Genomic DNA, 17,730 nt, shown 5'->3' on the forward strand with positions numbered 1-17,730 from the left:
AGGCCGGGGTGGCACTAGACATTTTCGTGAAGACCTACCTCGCCTCGCCGCGCCGCTTGCGGCTCCAACTCGTCCACCACCCCGACGAAGCGGCCGAACAGCCGCCCGAACAGCCGGGCGAGGTCGTCCATCAGCACGAAGATCGCCGGCACGAAGAGCAGCGACAGGAGCGTCGAGACGATCAGCCCCGAGATCACCGCGATCGCCATCGGCGAGCGGAACTCGCCGCCGATGCCGAGCGCCATCGCGGAGGGCACCATGCCGGCCGCCATGGCGATCGTCGTCATCACGATCGGGCGGGCGCGCTTGCGGCCCGCATCGGTGATTGCGGTGATGCGGTCGACGCCCCGGGCCATCTCCTCGACGGCGAAATCCACCAGCATGATGGCGTTCTTCGTCACCACGCCCATCAGCATCAGGATGCCGATCACGACCGGCATCGAGATCGGCCGGTTGAAGATCAGGAGGCCGAGGATCGCCCCGCCGATCGAGAGCGGGAGCGAGAACAGGATGGTGAGCGGCTGCAGGAACGAGCCGAAGAGCAGGATCAGCACGCCGAGCACCATCATCAGGCCGGCGCCCATGGCGAGGGCGAAGCCCTCGAAGACCTCGCCCATCACCTCGGCGTCGCCGGTCTGGCGCAGTTCCACCCCCGGCGGCAGAGTCTTCGCGGCCGGGGTCGCCAGCGCCTTGGCGATCGCCTCGGCGAGGGCGTCCGAGCCCTGGAGATTGGCCTCCAGCGCCACCCGGACGGCGCGGTCGTAGCGGTCGATCGCGGTCGGGCCGCGGCCGAGGCTGATATCGGCCACCGCGGTCAGCGGCACCGCGGCGCCGGTCTTCGTCGGCACCTTCAGCGCCTCCAGCGCCGGCAGCTCGCCGCGGGCCTCGGCCGGCAGCTGCACCCGGATCGGGATCTGCCGGTCGACGGCGTTGAACTTGGCGAGGTTGGCGCCGATGTCGCCGATCGTGCCGACGCGCACCGTCTCGGCGATGGTCTCGGTCGAGACGCCGAGATCGGCCGCCACCGCGGGTTTGGGGCGGATGCGCAGCTCGGTGCGGTCGAGCGGCGCGGTCGACATCACGTTGACGAGGTTCGGCACCTGCGCGACCTCGCGCTGCATCCGCTCGGCCACGTCCCGCACCACCTCGGTGTCGGGCCCCGCCACGATCAGGGTGAAATCACGCTGGCCGCCCTCGCGCAGGGACCAGTAGCGGATGTCGGGCTCGTCGCGCAGCGCGGCCATGATCGCCGCCTCGAGGTCGCCCTGCTTGCGCGTGCGGGCGTTCTTCGGCGTCAGGTTGATCGTCAGCGTGGCGAGCCGGATCTCCTTCTTGCCCGGGAGCTGGCGCCCGCCATCGACGAAGACCGAGCGCACCTCGGGCAGTTCGCGGATCTTCCGCACCACCCGGTCCGAGACCGCGATCGTGTCGTCGAGCTTGGCACCCGGCGGCAATTCGAGCACCAGCAGGGTGCGCGCCGCGTCCTCCTTCGGCAGGAAGCCGGCCGGCAGCAGCTTGGTCGACATGAGGGAGCCGGCGAACAGCGCGAGGCCCACCACCAGCGTCACGAACTTGTGCCGCACCGACCACGCCACCACGCGGGTGTAGGTGCGCATCACCGGGCCGGGTGCCTCCTCGGCGTGGCCGTGGTCCCGCATGAAGTAGGCCGCCATCATCGGGGTGATCAGGCGGGCGACGAGCAGCGACATGAACACCGCGGCCGCGATGGTGAGGCCGAACTGCTTGAAGTACTGGCCGGCGATGCCGCCCATGAAGCTCACCGGCGCGAAGATCGCCACCAGCGTCGCCGTGATGGCGATGACCGCGAGGCCGATCTCGTCCGCGCCCTCGATGGCGGCCCGGTAGGGCGACTTGCCGAGCCGCACGTGCCGGACGATGTTCTCGATCTCCACGATGGCGTCGTCGACCAGGATGCCGGTGACGAGGGTGATGGCGAGCAGGCTGACCGCGTTGAGCGAGAAGCCCATGGCGCTCATCGCCCAGAAGGTCGGGAAGACCGAGAGCGGCAGCGCCACCGCGGCGATCAGCGTCGCCCGCCAGTCGCGCAGGAACAGGAACACCACCAGCACCGCCAGGGCCGCCCCCTCCATCAGGCCGTGCATGGCGGATTCGTAGTTGCCGATCGTGTTGGTGACCGAGGTGTCGATCAGGTCGAAGTGGACGTTCGGGTGGGCGGCGCGCAGCTCGTCGATCTTCCTGGCCACCAGCTGGGCGACCGAGGCGTCGCTGGCGCCGCTGGCACGGGAGATCGCCAAGGCGACGACCGGCTCCCCGTTGAGGCGCGCGAAGACGCGGGGCTCCTCGGCCCCGTCCGTCAGGGTGGCGAGGTCGTCGAGGCGCACCTTGCGCCCGCCCGGCAGCACGATCGTGGTGGCCGCGAGCGTGTCGAGGCTCGCCGAGGCCGCGAGGGTGCGGATCGACTGCTCCTGGCCGCCGAGCTCGGCCCGCCCGCCCGCCATGTCGGCGCTGGTGAGGCGCAGCTGCCGGTTCACGTCGGCGGCGGTGATGCCGAGCGAGAGCAGCCGGTCCGGCTTGAGGGTGACGCGCACCTCGCGGTTGACGCCGCCCAGGCGCCCGACGCCGCCGACCCCGCGCAGGCCCTGGATCTGCCGCGCCACCACGTCGTCCACGAACCAGGACAGGTCCTCGGGGGCCATCGCGGGCGCCGTGGCGCCGTAGACCATGATCGGCAGCCCGGCGATCTCGACGCGGTTGACGATCGGCTCCTCGATCGTCCGCGGCAGGTTCGTGCGGATCTTGGCGACCGCGTCCTTGACGTCGTTCACCGCCCGATCGGTGTTGACCTCGAGCCGGAACTCGACCGTGGTGGTCGAACTGCCCTCGGTGATCGCCGAGGTGATGTGCTTGACGCCCTTCACGCCCGCCACGGCGTCCTCGACCCACTTCGTCACCTGGGTCTGGAGCTCCGAGGGCGCGGCGCCCGGCTGGTTGATCGACACCGAGACGAGCGGCACGTCGATGTTGGGGAAGCGGGTGATCGGCAGGGTGCGGAAGCTGACGAGCCCGAGCAGCCCCAGCACCAGGAACAGCACGATCGAGGGGATCGGCTTGCGGATCGCCCAGGCGGAGACGTTGAGGCGCATCGGGTCGGGTCCTTCGGCGGCGGGGGCGGGCGCCGTCGGCGCCGTGGATCAGGGGCGCGGGAGGGCGTCGGCGCTGACCTGCTGGGCGGGAAAGACCGGGCGGACCCGGTCCCCGTCGCGCAGGAAGCTGCCGGCCCGGGCCACGACGGCGTCGCCGGCCCGCACCCCGTCGCGGATCTCGATGAAGCCCGCCGCCGAGAGGCCGGTGCGGACCCGGCGCGCCTCGACCCGGTCGCCCGCCACGACGAGGACGGTCGCGCCGCCATTGCCGTAGACGACCGAGGCGACCGGCACCGCGACGCCGGTGCGGCGCGCCACCTCGACGCTGCCGCGGGCGAAGGCGCCGATGCGCAGGCGCGGATCGGGGTCGAGGCGCACGCGCACCTTGCCGAGGCGGGTCGCGCGGTCGATCTCCGGATAGACCGCGCGCACGCGGCCCGGCACGCCGACGGACCCGTCCGGCGTGTCGAGATCGAGCTGGGCGGGCGCGCCGGGCTTGAGCCGCGGCATGCCGGTCTCGGTCACCTCGCCCTCGAGTTCGATCTCGCCGCGGGCGATCAGCCGGAACAGCGGCTCGGCGGTCGCGCTCGCGGTGGCGCCGATCCGGGCGGTGCGGCGGCTGACGATGCCGCCCTCGGGCGCGCGGATCTCCGTGCGGGCGAGCTTGAGGTCGAGTTCCTTGCGCTGGGCCCGGGCCTGCAGGAGGTCGGCCTCGGCGATCGAGAGCCCGTTGCGGGCCGCGGCGAGCCGCCCCTCCGCCGAGCGCGCCGCCGAGGTGCGCTGCTCCATCTGCACCTCGGTCGCGTTGCCGGTCCGGATCAGGGTCCGGGTGCGCTCCAGCGCCAGGGCCGCCTCGACCTGCGCCGCCTCGGCCTGCACGATGGTGCTGCGGGCCTGCTCCACGGCGGCCTCGGCCCGGGCGATGGCGGCGGCGTTCTGGGCGAGCTGGGTGTCGATCATCTCCCGGGACAGGCGGGCGAGCACCGCGCCCCTGGCGACCCGGTCCCCCTCCTCGACCAGGAGTTCGGTGATGCGGCAGCCCTCGATCTCGGGCGAGACCATGATCTCGTCGCGCGGGACCAGGGTGCCGGTGACCACCGTGCGCTCGACGATCTCGCGCTCGGCCGCCACCACCACGGTGACGGCGGGCACGGGTACCTCGGTCTCTAACGTACGATGGCCCGTCGCCGCCGGCACCAGGCACATGACGGCGAGTAGCCAAGCGAGGCGGCTGCGGCGACACATGACAGGGTACCCCGGTCGGCAGCTACCAGACTACGCATGGCCCAACGCCGCGCCGCCGGTGGTGCTGCTCGGCAGCTCGACCAGCGCGCTGCGCGGCATTGCGGCTATATGAACATAGCGTATGCATTGTCGTTACCGGCTTCTACAATGCTCACGCCGACCAATCGCGGTTCTCCGAATGGATCACGTGTTAGTCTCAGCTCACACCACATCCGCAGCCCTACCAAAAACTCAGCCGCGGATAAAAGCAGCTTTTAATGTCAGCGTGTATCTCTCGATTGAAAAAATTTCTGGTAAGGGCCGCCGGAGAAGTAGCGCCTTAATTCATCGAAATTTTGGACCGTTTCTATCAAAGGCCGCATCTCCTGGCGTTGAAGATCGGTCAAACCAGAAGGCTGATGCGGTCGAACTCCCAAAAAGCTCCAAACTGAATTCACGCAAGCGTTCCGATCGCGAGTGACATCTTCATAACGAACCACCATAACAGCACCAGACCCAAAGGAATGTACAACTCGCGCGTTAAAACAATCAGAAAGCCTGAAGTATGCCTCACAGTCAGCTGTCGATAGCCGGACACGCGGCGGCAGCGCGCCTCCGCCGTCGGAGCTAAACTTCAGCCAACGGCCAGATTGTCTTGCCTGGACAAGCGAGCGAAGCGACTCCAAGACATTAACGCGAACCATAAGAATGACTTTAAGACCAGGCCACGCAACAAGCTCGTCAAATATGCCGGGACGGTCGCGAAATTGAGGTTCGTTGATCTTGCAGCCAACGTGCGTCACTTCTGCCTTGACAGATTTTGCGGTATATTGCAGGTACGCAACCTCGAGGAGCCCTCGATCGCTAAGTAACAACCGACTTTTGTCGGGCCAATTGCCTTCATACTGATTTAAAAGCTCGCCTCTGCTGTAGATGTTGGGATGCTCGTTAAGCAATTCCTCGAGAAAGTGTGTACCCACTCTCGGCATTGCCAGTATAACGAAGGGATGATGCGAAGACATCTGGCTGTCCATTGGTAGCACCATTAGACTACACATACGATTGCAGGCCTAAGTTACGGCTATTTTGCCGAACCGGTGTCACCGTAGGAGACACCGGCGAAGCATTGCTGTCGCAAAGAAAAATGGCAGTATCGCGTACGCGCAAAGCACGAAAATATGCACGCCGACACCGCTGGTCGACCGTCCGAGCATCACTGGGCGAATGAGCTCGATCGAATGGACCAATGGCAAGACCGAGGTTAAATTTTTAAGCTCGCTCGGCAACTGATTGACGGGGAATACTGCGCCACACAGAAACAACATGGGTGTGATAAAAAGGGTCTGATAAAATACAAAATGATCGTAACTGCGCGCCAAAGCAGCAACAAGCATAGCTAAGCTTGCGAAGGCAAGACCAGTGAGCGCAATGACGGGCAGCGCATAAAATGCGGACGGCCAAGCGGCGTAGCCAAGCACGCCCGCGATGATGATGATTCCGGACCCCGCTAGAAAAGCCCTTGTGGCTGCCCACGCTAGTTCCCCGAGAATAACATCGCCAAGCGTGAGTTGTGTATACAGAATTGCTTCCCAAGTGCGCTGGGCGTGCATGCGTGCGAAAGCCGCGTGGATTATTTCGAAAGTCGCCGAGGTCATGGCGGCAGTCGCGACCATACCTGCAGCAAGAAAGGCGATATACGGACTTCCCTCAACTTGATCGATCATCAGTCCGACGCCGAATCCAAGACCAACCAGGTAAATCGTTGGATCGGCAAGATTACCAAGAATTGATGCAGGTGCAATTTTCTTCCAGGCTTGATAGTTGCGGAGCCACACCGCTAGCCAGTTCCACGCATTGGCGGGAAGAGCCGCTGCAAAATCTCCCGTCATCGCTCATCTCTCCATCTCGTGACCAGTTAGCCGCAAAAAAACATCCTCGAGGTTCGGAGGACGCTGTAGAAGGCGTAAGCCCGAGCGCCCAAGAAGCTGGAGGCAAACCTGCTCTGGATGTGGCGTGTAGCAATAGAGAGTCTCGCCGCTAGCTTCGATGTGCCGCGCGTATGGTCCAATTATCGCACGTAGTTCACGCGGATTACCACCATAGACCTCGACTACATTGCAACCGATCTGCTCCTGGATGAGTACGCGGGGCCGACCTTCTGCAATTCTGCGTCCATCGTCGAGAACACACACCCGGTCACACAGTCGCTCGGCCTCCTCCATGAAATGGGTAGTCATTAAGATCGTTTTTCCTTTAGCTAGAAGTGAGCGAAGACGCTCCCAGATTAGGTGGCGCGCGTGCGGGTCGAGACCGGTTGTCGGTTCATCCATCACGAGCATCTCAGGATTATTGATCAAAGCACGCGCCAGGGACAGGCGCCTTCTCATGCCTCCGGACAACGTCGCGATGCGCGCATCCACCTTGTCCTCAAGACGGGCAAACTCTAGGAGCGACGGCGTAACCGCTTTAATGTCGCGAGCACTCATGCCGAAGTAACGCCCGAACACGATAAGGCCCTCGCGCACTGTAAACTCGCTGTCGAGATTGTCGAACTGTGTGACTACGCCAATGCGGGATCGCGCCAAGCGAACGCGCGCCGGCACGGGCTCGCCGAACACATTGATACTACCCGAGTCTAGCGGCGCTATGCCCAGGATCATGCGCGTGACAGTGCTCTTGCCCGCACCGTTAGGCCCTAATAATCCGAAGCATTCTCCGGGTGTAACGACGAAGGACAAGTCATCGACAACGACATTTTTGCCGTATGACTTCCTCACACCTTCAAGACTTATTGCTGTTATGGGCATTAAATCACACATCCTCTCTCAGGCGGCATTGCACGGTAATCACTGGCGGGTGTAATAAGCATCCGAACGACATTATTCACCAGCCGGTTCAGTGAGGGCGGTGATCGTTACGCGCTTCTATTACTGGAACATAGAATCTGGCCTTCAACCTAGATACTTAACCAGAAAATGGGCAATCTGGTGCAGTACACCGGAGCCACTTGCTGCGGCGTCAAACACTTCCGCTACGCACGCCCCCTTTCGCAACCACAGTCTGCAACGAAGGGCTACCATAAAGAAGGCAATATAAGTCAGACCCGCCGTGCGAAAGAGCGCTGGAACGGTGCCAGACTTGAATGTATCTGATGCTGCTATGTGCTTACTGTCACGGATTTTATGTAAACGCTTTTCTGCCCGTCGTATGGAGAGCCGCGGGACAACCAATTGCTATTACTGATTGTAAATAATGCATAAATCTTCAGCGGTATCAGTAAAAAGATGTTTATTGGCATGTGAAACAAGAAGCCGAGAAATCGAAGTTGGCGAGCACGGACAGATGCTACGCAGCAGCGAATTATTGTCATTAAGACGATCATTAAACTCGGCCACCACGGGACGGAGGCCGTCGAAAACACCTGTGCTATTCCCGCGATCAACGAAACAGTGAGCAATAGAAGCCCTATGTTCTGCCCAATCACATCCAGGGTCAGATAGCCGTCCAGTCTGGGAAGAATATATAGCGCGAGCAGCGTGTCACGGTAAGTACTACGCGCCCATCGCAGCTGCTGGCGCAGATACGAACTAAGTCTATCCGGGACGACAGTTGCTACACAGGCATCTGGTACGTACTCGGTTCGAAATCCTGCTTCTAGCATCAGTATCGTGAGATGCCGATCCTCACCAAAATTGCTTATTCTACCGCGAAAAACTTGTGTCTCGTACCGGTCTATCAACAGAAGCAGCGCGGACCGGCGGTACATCGCACAAGGACCGCAGCAGCACATAACGGCACCGAATCGACCTTGTGCCGCTCGTTCCTCATTACAGGCCAGCCAGTATTCCATATCAATCAACCGAGTCAACCATGTTTTCCGGCGGTTGCTAGCTGTTAACTGGCCCATTACCGCACCTACAGATGGATCTCGCATTCTCAGTGCGAGCTTTGCTACCACATCGCTATCCGCGGTCGTATCGGAGTCGATGTTGAGCACCAAGTCTCCCGTGGACCGGCGTATCGCCGAAATCTGGGCTTTGCGCTTCCCAACATTATCTTCCAAATTAATGAACACGAACCTCGGATCGTGGGCAAAAACATCGTGCACTTGTGCCAATGAGCCGCGGTTGTCTGAGCCATCATCAACCACGTATATCTGCAGTTTCCCACTATATTCCTGACTTGCAATTGAAGAAAGACACTCGAAAAGCGTACACGGATCTTCATTAAAGCAGGGGACAATGACATCTACGCTTGGCATGATACCCGAACCGACGAAAGCACTCCTTTTCGCTGGCGAAATAGTTGCGGGATCTGAATAAAAAATCTGCACGCCTTTGTAGAACGCCGAGAGTAGCGCGTATAGTGATACAGCGCCGATGCTGGTTGCCGCGAATTTATCCATCTTGCATCTGCCAGTTTAGTGATCTTAGGGAAGAAGGCAAATTTTGAACCCATGGTTATGCAACTCCGGAATGAGACGAGAAAGTGCGATGACGGTCTGCTCTCGCGGGCCGACATGAGTGCACGGAGCTGCGTCGCCGGGAGGACTACCGTCGTGCAGGAGCACGATTGCACCTGGACGAACTGAGTTTAGCACGCTGTCTATAATCGCATTAACACCGGGGCGCGACCAATCTCGGGGATCCACAGACCAGTGGAGAGCCGCAAGTCCAGCTCTGGACGCAATACTGATTACTTCCGTTGTCCATTTTCCGTACGGCGCACGCACATGCCGCAACGTACACTGTGGACAGGCCATGCGGATCGCTCTATTTGCCTGCAAAATCTCCTGCTCAACCGTATTCGGATCGCATATCGAAAAATCCGGGTGAGTCATGGTGTGGTTTGCCACCTCATGCCCATCTGAGATCATGCGCCGGATTAGCAGCGGCTCCCTTGCCGCGTACGCGCCAATGACACAGAACGTTGCCGGCACGCCGTATTCCGCCAGCACATCGAGAATACCGGGAGTGCAATGTGGATTAGGGCCGTCGTCGAAGGTCAAATATACACTGGAACGGTCTCCGCTTCGACCCCATCGGGTGGACAACTCGGATATACAATTAAATTTCTTCATAGTTCTGGTCCATTGCGATCAATTAGTGTACCTGGCGGCCAATGACTGACCGGCAGTTGAATGGGGAAAATTAGGATCAGAAGGTCCTCGACTCTCGTCGGTGGCATGTCGAGGCTCATGTCTCGGAGAGTGGAACGGACGCGAACCCCGGACACAGTGGCCGCCAAACCGGCCTTACCGAGCAGCCTGGTGAGGTGTTTCTGAAGCGCAGGCCGGACTGTGCCAAACCCGAAAGGGACACCGAGGTTTTTCAAAGCTGGATACAGCTCGAGCATCGAATAACTAACTCGCAATCCCTCGAGATCCAAACGTACTGCATACAATCCCAGTTCGACGACGAGTAAATCAACCATCCCAATTTTGATGAAGCGGCGTAGTGCGGCTATGTGGGCTGCGACGCCCTTCGAGTCGTAGCCGATAGCACGAAGTTCTGGTCTAGCACCGGCCCAACTGCGACCGCCTTCAAATGGCCTGGCATTATACGCGCCGCTCGGGTTGTAGGCGTTCCGCAAGAATTCAGCGAGTTCAGCGTGGTCAGCGAGATCCAACTCACTTTCCCAGCACAGACGCCATCGCACCTGCAAACGACCCGGATGCTCCTCCGTTCGGGAGATAGAGCAAAAATCTGGATTGATTTTCATGGTACGACTGCATGCCCAGCAAGTTTGGCACCGCCCTGTATGCTAGGACCACAGCACATTTGTAAAATCGATTGTTTTGATGTAACGCATCTGGGTGGTGGATAGGAGGGTAGATGCGCTTCAAGGGCCTCGATCTCAATCTTCTCGTTGCGCTCGACGCTTTGATGAAAGAGAGAAATCTCACCCGCGCGGCAAGCAGTCTCAACCTAAGCCAGCCCGCAATGAGCGCGGCTGTCGCGCGTTTGCGCGCATATTTCCGAGATGAGCTATTTATCATGCGGGGCCGCAAACTCGTTTTAACGCCACGCGCGGAGGAACTTTCCGCCCCAGTCCGCGAAGCTTTGCTGCATATTCAGCTCGCAATTGTTTCTCGAGATACCTTTGAGCCATCCCAATCAGAGCGGTGTTTCAGAATCGCTCTTTCTGATTTCATGACGGTCGTATTTTTTAGACGTGTGATGGAGCGGCTTACGACGGAAGCACCCGACATCAGCTTCGAGTTACATGAGCTCGCCGATGACCCTGACGAACTTCTTCGGCGTGGCGAAGCCGATTTTCTAATCTGCCCAGAATTGTTTCTGTCGGATGCGCATCCAAGAGCGTCTCTTTTCTCTGACACACTTGTTTGTGTAGGCTGCCGCGCGAACGACAAGCTATCGCGACAGCTTACATTTGATAGCTACGTGTCGATGCGCCACGTCGTAGCGAAATTCGGGCGCAAGCGAAAGCCTTCCCTGGAAGAATGGTTCCTGCTGGAACATGGAATAAAGAGACATATAGACATTGTGGTGCAGAGTTTCACTATGATACCGCATATGATTTTGGGAACTGATCGGATTGGAACGATACCATTAAGCCTTGCCAGGTATTTTGAAAATATCCTGCCTCTGCGCATCGTCGATTTACCACTTCCGTTTCCTGAATTTTGTGAGTCCGTTCAATGGCCGGCCCTGCATAATTCTGATCCGGCAAGTATTTGGATGCGGGATGTGTTTTTCTTTGAAGCGTGTAGGGTGGGCTCGCCGGGCAACGCTGCCTGATTGCTCAGAGTCTACCCCGTACCTGAATCACGGGTGATCAACCCCCACAGGGTGGCCCGAGTGGAATGTTAGTGGACCGTGGGCCTGTCCACCGCGGGTAGCTTGGCCGGCGGAGCCGGGCGGGCGAGCGCAGCCGGCCAAGCGGTCAAGGCCGGCACGAACACCTCCGGGGCCGGCGGTAGCCCAGGGAGGCGTGCGGCCGAACCCGTGCCGGGCTCGTCGAGCACGCCGCGATGGCGGCCTCGCTGCCATTGCCGATCATCCCGCGTCGGGCCGATCAGATCGATCCCGTGGCGCTCCTGGGCCTCCACGAACAGCGCCGCGTTCACGAAGCCGGTGTCGGCGATGTGTGTCCTGGGCAGCAGGCCCCGTGCAGCGAGCGCCGCGTGGATGGTCGAGGTCGTCGCGTCGTCCGAGACCGCGGCGGTCGTCGTCTCGACGTGGGTGATCAGGTTCGGGGTGCCATCGTCACACGTCTCGGTCAGATGCACCTTATAGCCGCTCCACACCGTCGCGCCCTTGCTCGCGTAGCGCGCCTCCACGTCGTACGGCGAGCCGATGTACCGACCCGACGGTGGCACCTGATCGTTCGTCCGCCACTCGACGCGGGCGCCGTCCGGGCCGTGCTCGACGAGGAAGTTCTGCACCCAGACGCGTCGCAGGATCTCGAGGGCCGCGACGTCCCGCAGGACCGGCGGCGCGCCGTCCGCTGTGGCGAGAGCCAGCAAGGTGAACCCATCGATACCGGTCTGCACCGCCCACGCCCGCCGGCCAGCCTGGCTCTTGGGCAGCCGGAACTCGCTCGCGCGAAGCCCGTAGCGTTCGACCCACGTCGGGGTCGTGCACGCGCGCAGCCAGTCGGGCGCCACCGTCGCCAGCTCGTTCAGCGCGTGGCGCAGTGTTTCCCCAACGGCTTCGAGCCGGCTCATTGTGCGCATCGCCCCGAGGACGTGCGTGGAGTCGCTGCGCTGGCGCCCGCCGCCCTTCAGCAGTCCACGCCCTCGTGCCAGTTCGAGGGTCGCGTCGAAGAGCCGGCTTTCCGCTCCATGAGCGAGAAGGCGCGTGCGGAACTCGCTCAAGACAGTGTGGTCGAAACCGGCGTCAGCCAGTTCCAGGCACAGCAGGTACTTCCAGCCGATCCGTGTACGGACCGCGTCGGCGGCTTGCCGATCGGTCAGCCCCTCCATGAATTGCAGCAGGGTCGCGAGGGCGAGCCGGACCGGCGCCTCTGCGGGCCGTCCCCGCGCTGGGAACAGGTCGGCGAAGTCGCCATCCTCCACGACCCTGTGCAGATCGTCGTAGAGGCGCATGACCGGATTGCCATTCGGAAAGATCGCGCGCGCGACCTGCGCGGTCCGGTCCGGCACGACATACGTGCGCTTCACGTCGAGCGACATCACCCACCCCCGGCTGGCTTGGGGCCGCATCGTCGCTCAAACGCAGCGCGTGGGTCGTCCTCTCATCGCAGGAGCCGCGCCGAATTCGCCACCAATATCAAAATGCGGGAGAGCCACGGGAGCGGGTCAACATCACCTGCCAGACCCCGAGACCGTGATGCGGCTTCTGCCAGCCTGGTTCGAGTACTACAACACCGTCCACCCGCACTCCGGCCTGCGCATGCTCTCGCCCCGAGAGTTCCTCAGCCGGAGTGCCTAAACCCGCCCCGCCGCTTGTCCGGTCAAACAGGGTGCACTCCACAAAACGGGCTCCCTCAATCCCGGCTCGACCGGTTCGTCATAATCTCCCAGCACTTCGCACCCCGCCTCCGTTGTCGATGGCCGGCAGGCGGGATCTCGTCAGAAGGCGGGCGCTCTGTAGACGTCGCCGCGCGTCATCACCGCCCAGGCGATCCGGCCGGTCTTGTTGGCCAGGGCGACGGACAGGACCCGCGCGGGCTTGCGCTCCAGGAGCCGCTTAGCCCGGGCGCGCCCGGGATCGTTTTGGCACGCCGTCCGGATCACCGCCGTGCCCCCCACGACGAGCAACTGCCGGAGACCGTGCCGTCGCCCTGCTTGCTAATGCCCCCGAGCCGATCCTTGCCGCCACCGCTATGCGGTCGAGGCGTGAGGCCGAGTCAGGCTGCGAACTGCCGGCCAGACCGGAAGATAGTGGGGTCGCGCACGGCCACCGTGATCGCGCTGGCGGTGATCGGGCCAATGCCGGGGATCGTCAACAGGCGGCGGCTCGCGGCGTCGCTGCGGAACCAAGCGACGATGTCGGTCTCGGCGCTCCTCAACTGTTCGTCGACCTCCTCGAGTTGGCCGATGAGCTCACGGATCGCCGAACGGGCCAACTCCGGCAGGCTGGCCTGCTCGGTCCTGAACTGCGCGATGGCGCTCTTCAAGCCGGCGGCACCCTGCGCCGCCACGACGCCGAATTCGGCCAGATGCCCCCGCAAGGCGTTGATCAGCATGGTGCGCTGCAGAACGAGTAGATCGCGCACCTTGTGCAGCGTGAGCATGGCCTGCTGATCGACAGAATCGCCGCGGAGAGGTCTGAAGCCGCCGAGCGGCGGTGAGGCGCGGACGCCTAGTCGTACTCACCGGTGAGCGAGATGTGATCCCACCCGAGCGGCGCGACGTGGGCCAACATCTCGTCCGGCCAGCGACGCCGTTGGCGCACAGCCGCCGCACCGCGAGGTCAACGTAGACGGCATTCCAACGGCCGATGGCTGCGGTGACAGCCTGCGTTCTCTGCATGCACGTGCAGCACTTGATGGGGTCAGCTAGGTGCGGGGCAGCTGGGTTGAAAACGCAGTCAGCGCAAGGCCGCACGCGGTACTCTTGGCATTGGACGCCAGGAGAATGGCTCCGTCCCGATCGCTTGGCACACTCCCACGGTGCCTGCTCACCGCGGCCGCGGCCAAGGCCGGGGTCCAACCCGCGGATATTCACCACGCCGAGGCATGAGACGCCTTGTGCTCCTTCAAATTAATGCTATAGGACAATGACCACCGCGACATATGTCAATGGGGAGGGTTCGGGCCGCTATGCATACGAGGCGTCTGTTCACTGTCATCGACAGCCATACGGCCGGTCACCCGACACGGGTGGTGACGTCAGGCATACCGGCGCTGCAGGGGCGCAGCGTGCGCGAGCAGCGGGATGATTTTCGCGCTCGTTACGACGGGCTTAGGACGCTTCTGCTTCATGAGCCGCGCGGGCACGCTGCCATGGCAGGTGCGATCCCAGTCCCTTCCATGATCGCGGACCAAGGGCTGTTCTTCGTCTTCTCGTATTCCTACGCTGACATGTGCGGTCATGCGACCATAGGTTACGTGGCGAGTCTAGCAGCTTTAGGTTCGCTCCCTGCGAGTTTTGAACAGAACGGCATGTCGATTGAGACGCCGGCCGGGATCGTGCACGTCAAAGGGAAATTTGAGGCGGGTCGGCTGACCTCAGTGATACTGCGAAACGTGCCATGCCACGTCTTGGCCAGCGACGTTGCCGTCGAAGCGGATGGCTTCGGTCAAGTGATCTGCGACCTCGCCTATAGCGGCATCACCTATGCCCTTGTGGATGCTGGCATGTTCGAACTTCCATTCGACATCGCAAATGCCGGCCACTGGTGCCGCGCGGGCATGGCCATCAAGGACGCGCTGAACTCAATTTCCGAAAATCCGAAGATCGACAGCGTCTTGTTCTATCACTCTGTGGATGGAGGAGCTCGCCACCTCGTGGTTCTGGCTGGCAACAAGTTCGACCGTTCACCTTGCGGGACGGGCACCTCTGCACGCCTTGCTCAACTTCACAGGCGTGGGGAAATCGCCCCGGGAGCAAGCTACCGCGCCGAGAACATCATGGGCGTGCCTTTCGTCGCTACGATCGCTGAACTCGCTGAGACCCGGTCCGGACAGCCCGCTGTGATTCCAGAAGTCCGCGGTATGGCGCACCTGAGTGCCTTCTCGACGCTCGTTCTCGAGGCTGAGGATCCGATCCCCTCGGGCTTTCTGCCCGGCTGAGTGGGTCGTCGGCCGACCATCTTATCGAGAAAATGCATTTATCGGCCAAGTGAATCTTCAGATGACACCCGAGTCATCTGTTGGAATAAGGACAAGTTTCAAAAATTTTTTCCTTCTAGATTGGAAGATAAGGAACCCGCCATGACAACGTACATGTTCAAGAACAGCCGTATCGTCGACGGAAGCATGGACAGGCCGACCGATCCAATGCAAGTCCTTGTCGAAAGCGGCAAAATCCGCGAAGTCGGCAAGGCAATCACCGCATCCGCAGACGAGACGATCGATCTCAGCGGTAAGGTGCTGATGCCGGGCCTAATTGATTGCCATGTTCACACGATTGCCGTGGGGGCCTCATTTGGGCGAAATGCGGAGCTTCCCGACTCGCTAGTGACGGCGCGGGCCTCACTCGTCCTACGAGGAATGCTGATGAGAGGTTTCACCACAGTCCGCGATGCGGGTGGGGCCGACTACGGCATCAAATGCGCGGTCGGAGAAAAGATCTTTCCGAGTCCGCGGCTCGTTATCTCAGGCAAGGCTCTCAGCCAGACCGGCGGTCACTGCGATTTCCGAGGCCGTTTCAACAGCCGACCCCAGGTCCATTCGGGCTTTCCGCTCGGGGCCCTAGGGCGCATATGCGATGGGGTTCCTGAAGTGCGTCTGGCGGCCCGAGAGGAGATCAAAGCCGGCGCCGACTTCATCAAAATCATGGCAAACGGAGGAGCCGCGTCGCCAACCGATCCCATTCACTTCCTCGGCTTCTCGCGTGAGGAACTCCTCGCCGTAGTCGAGGAGGCGAAAAACGCGGGTACATACGTGGCGGCCCATCTCTACACCGATGATGCGATCCGTCGCGCCGCCGAGGCAGGCATCCACTCGCTGGAACATTGCAATCTGATCCAGCCGGACACGGCCAAATTCGCCGCTGCTAAAGGGGCTATTGCGGTCCCGACCCTCGTTACATTCGATAAGCTTCTGAGCGAAGGCGCCCTGAACGGTTATCCGGCTGATGCAATCGAAAAGGTTAAGGTTGTGCAGGCTGCCGGAATTGAATCACTCACCATCATGCGGAAGGCCGGCCTGCCGATGGCCTACGGTTCTGACCTTCTGGGAGAGATGCACCGCCACCAGTCTGAGGAATTCGTTATCAGAGGGAAAGTGCTTTCCGCTCACGATGTTATCGCTTCCGCGACCACGGTAGCAGCAAAACTTTGCCACATGGATGGAAAGATAGGAACCGTGGCTCCAGATGCATTCGCTGATCTGATCGTGGTCGACGGCAATCCCCTCGACGATCTTTCTCTTCTAACCCGACAGGGTCAGCATCTGTCCCTCATCATGCAAGAGGGCGCGATCGTAAAAAGGAACGGTCTTAACTAAGGCGTACCCTGAAAGAAAAGAAGGGTTAACCGATGATTAACCGTAGACGAGCTATTGCTGCTCTGGCGAGTGCGACGTTGCTGTCGTCGGTCCGCAGCGGCGGCGCCCAGACAGGCGCGACCTTCCGGATTGGCGCTCTGAATCCCATCACCGGCGCCGGCGCCGCCTACGGCACCGGTATGCAGAAGATGATCCTTGCGGCCGCGGAAGAGGTGAATGCGGCCGGAGGCGCCGGAGGGCGGAGGATCGAGGTCTTGGCCGAGGACGATCAAAGCCAGCCACAGGCGGGCGTCCTCGCTGCCAAGAAGCTAGTCGAGATCAACAAGGTCCAAGCGCTGGTCGGAGTTTGGTCCTCCGGCGTCGCTCTGGCGACGATTCCCATCGCGAATGACGCAAACGCCATCTTCATGGCCACCTCCGGCGCGCCAGAGTTGACGAGTCCGCATGTTAACGCTAAGAAACTGGTCTATCGGTTCAACACAACGGGTGACGGATTCGGGAAGGCATTTGCCGAAGTCTGTACAAAGGAAGGCTTCAAGCGGCCTGCAACGATGGCCTTCAACAACGCCTCAGCCATCGGCATCGTCGAAGGCTTTCGCAAGGCGTGGGTAGCGAAGGGCGGCAAGGTCGTCGAAGCCGTAGTTTATGAGCCCAGCCAGCCCAGCTACCGGTCGGAACTACAGCGGGTACTGTCGGCCAAGCCCGACGTGATCGTCCTAGGATCCTACCTGGCCGACACCACCATCATCGTGCGTGAATGGTTCCAGACAGGTGACGCCCAGAAATGGCTCATTCCCGGCCATGCTGCGAATGCCGACCTAATCAAGGCTGTTGGACCGAATGCGAGTGAAGGCTTGCTGGTGGTGAACTCTATTTCAAACGAGGCGTCCACAGCTTACAGCAGGTATGACGCAGCCTACCGAAAGGCAATGCGCGAATCGGGCGCGGTGAACATCTACGCTGCCATGGCGTGGGATATGGTGATTGTGCTAGCGCTCGCGATAGAAGCTGCTGGCCCGAATGCGGAAGTCTACGATGTTAACGCCAAAATCAAAGAAATTGCAAATCCCCCTGGCAAGCAGGTCTCGAGCTTTTCTGAAGGCAAGGAGGCGCTCAGGACCGGAAAAATCAACTACGATGGCGCGTCATCTACAGTCGATTTCAACGACAGCTCTGACGTGATGCCGGACTTCGATCTTGCAATCGTCGAGCATGGCAAGATCAATCGTAAGTATATCGTCAAGATCTGACCGGCTTCGAGGAAGGTCGGCGTCCCCGCCGC

Annotated in this window: 12 protein-coding genes and 4 pseudogenes; 5 read left to right on the top strand and 11 right to left on the bottom strand. The window is 61.2% G+C overall.

The genetic code is table 11. The features are described 5' to 3' along the window. Positions 1 to 14: 14 nt before the first annotated feature. The 8 genes from M446_RS18360 to M446_RS34255 all read right to left on the bottom strand — a co-directional run bounded on the left by M446_RS18360 (position 15) and on the right by M446_RS34255 (position 10,070). The gene (locus tag M446_RS18360; protein ID WP_012333599.1) at positions 15 to 3,125 is read right to left on the bottom strand and encodes an efflux RND transporter permease subunit; all 3,111 of its coding nucleotides are present in this window, start codon (positions 3,123 to 3,125) and stop codon (positions 15 to 17) included. A gap of 48 nt (positions 3,126 to 3,173) precedes the next feature. Next, the gene (locus M446_RS18365) at positions 3,174 to 4,370 is read right to left on the bottom strand and encodes an efflux RND transporter periplasmic adaptor subunit (RefSeq protein WP_043701388.1); all 1,197 of its coding nucleotides are present in this window, start codon (positions 4,368 to 4,370) and stop codon (positions 3,174 to 3,176) included. Positions 4,371 to 4,630: 260 nt separating this feature from the next. Further along, positions 4,631 to 5,383 (bottom strand): sulfotransferase domain-containing protein, encoded by a 753-nt coding sequence (locus M446_RS34235; protein WP_012333601.1) that lies wholly within the window; start codon positions 5,381 to 5,383, stop codon positions 4,631 to 4,633. A 66-nt stretch (positions 5,384 to 5,449) separates the two neighbouring features. Further along, positions 5,450 to 6,238 (bottom strand): ABC transporter permease, encoded by a 789-nt coding sequence (locus tag M446_RS34240; RefSeq protein WP_012333602.1) that lies wholly within the window; start codon positions 6,236 to 6,238, stop codon positions 5,450 to 5,452. Positions 6,239 to 6,241: 3 nt separating this feature from the next. Continuing rightward, a complete protein-coding gene (gene nodI / locus M446_RS34245) occupies positions 6,242 to 7,156 on the bottom strand; it encodes a nodulation factor ABC transporter ATP-binding protein NodI (RefSeq protein ID WP_050777498.1) in 915 nt (304 codons plus the stop codon). Positions 7,157 to 7,506: 350 nt separating this feature from the next. Next, complete coding sequence (nodC, locus tag M446_RS18370) at positions 7,507 to 8,754, bottom strand: chitooligosaccharide synthase NodC (RefSeq protein WP_012333604.1); 1,248 nt, start codon at positions 8,752 to 8,754, stop codon at positions 7,507 to 7,509. Between the two features lie 24 nt (positions 8,755 to 8,778). Further along, positions 8,779 to 9,429, bottom strand: coding sequence for a chitooligosaccharide deacetylase NodB (gene nodB, locus M446_RS34250; RefSeq protein ID WP_050777499.1), 651 nt, complete (start codon positions 9,427 to 9,429; stop codon positions 8,779 to 8,781). After that, on the bottom strand, positions 9,426 to 10,070 hold the full coding sequence (locus M446_RS34255; protein ID WP_012333606.1) for a NodA family N-acyltransferase: 645 nt from the start codon (positions 10,068 to 10,070) through the stop codon (positions 9,426 to 9,428). The genes nodB and M446_RS34255 overlap by 4 nt, the downstream gene beginning before the upstream one ends. A gap of 113 nt (positions 10,071 to 10,183) precedes the next feature. On the opposite strand from M446_RS34255, the gene M446_RS34260 reads away from it, so the two are divergent. Beyond that, the gene (locus M446_RS34260; protein ID WP_012333607.1) at positions 10,184 to 11,110 is read left to right on the top strand and encodes a LysR family transcriptional regulator; all 927 of its coding nucleotides are present in this window, start codon (positions 10,184 to 10,186) and stop codon (positions 11,108 to 11,110) included. Between the two features lie 68 nt (positions 11,111 to 11,178). On the opposite strand, the pseudogene M446_RS37350 reads toward M446_RS34260, so the two are convergent. Both M446_RS37350 and M446_RS18375 read right to left on the bottom strand, forming a co-directional pair. Continuing rightward, positions 11,179 to 11,315: pseudogene (locus tag M446_RS37350) on the bottom strand (IS3 family transposase); the annotation flags it as partial. Then, positions 11,302 to 12,507: pseudogene (locus M446_RS18375) on the bottom strand (transposase); the annotation flags it as partial. The pseudogenes M446_RS37350 and M446_RS18375, both read right to left, overlap by 14 nt. Positions 12,508 to 12,643: 136 nt before the next feature. Here M446_RS18375 and M446_RS38205 point away from each other — a divergent pair. Next, positions 12,644 to 12,766 (top strand): annotated as a pseudogene (locus M446_RS38205) (integrase core domain-containing protein); the annotation flags it as partial. 140 nt (positions 12,767 to 12,906) lie between these two features. Here the strand turns inward: M446_RS38205 and M446_RS38210 are convergent. Next, positions 12,907 to 13,589: pseudogene (locus M446_RS38210) on the bottom strand (IS110 family transposase); the annotation flags it as partial. A gap of 510 nt (positions 13,590 to 14,099) precedes the next feature. Here M446_RS38210 and M446_RS18385 point away from each other — a divergent pair. The 3 genes from M446_RS18385 (at position 14,100) to M446_RS18395 (ending at position 17,698) form a co-directional block, all read left to right on the top strand. Further along, on the top strand, positions 14,100 to 15,071 hold the full coding sequence (locus M446_RS18385) for a proline racemase family protein (protein WP_012333609.1): 972 nt from the start codon (positions 14,100 to 14,102) through the stop codon (positions 15,069 to 15,071). Between the two features lie 141 nt (positions 15,072 to 15,212). Then, entirely contained in the window at positions 15,213 to 16,448 is a 1,236-nt protein-coding gene (locus M446_RS35540; protein WP_012333610.1) for a metal-dependent hydrolase family protein, read from the top strand. Between the two features lie 32 nt (positions 16,449 to 16,480). Beyond that, entirely contained in the window at positions 16,481 to 17,698 is a 1,218-nt protein-coding gene (locus M446_RS18395; protein ID WP_012333611.1) for an ABC transporter substrate-binding protein, read from the top strand. Positions 17,699 to 17,730: the final 32 nt, after the last annotated feature.

Source organism: Methylobacterium sp. 4-46, from assembly GCF_000019365.1.
Taxonomy (GTDB): Bacteria; Pseudomonadota; Alphaproteobacteria; order Rhizobiales; family Beijerinckiaceae; genus Methylobacterium.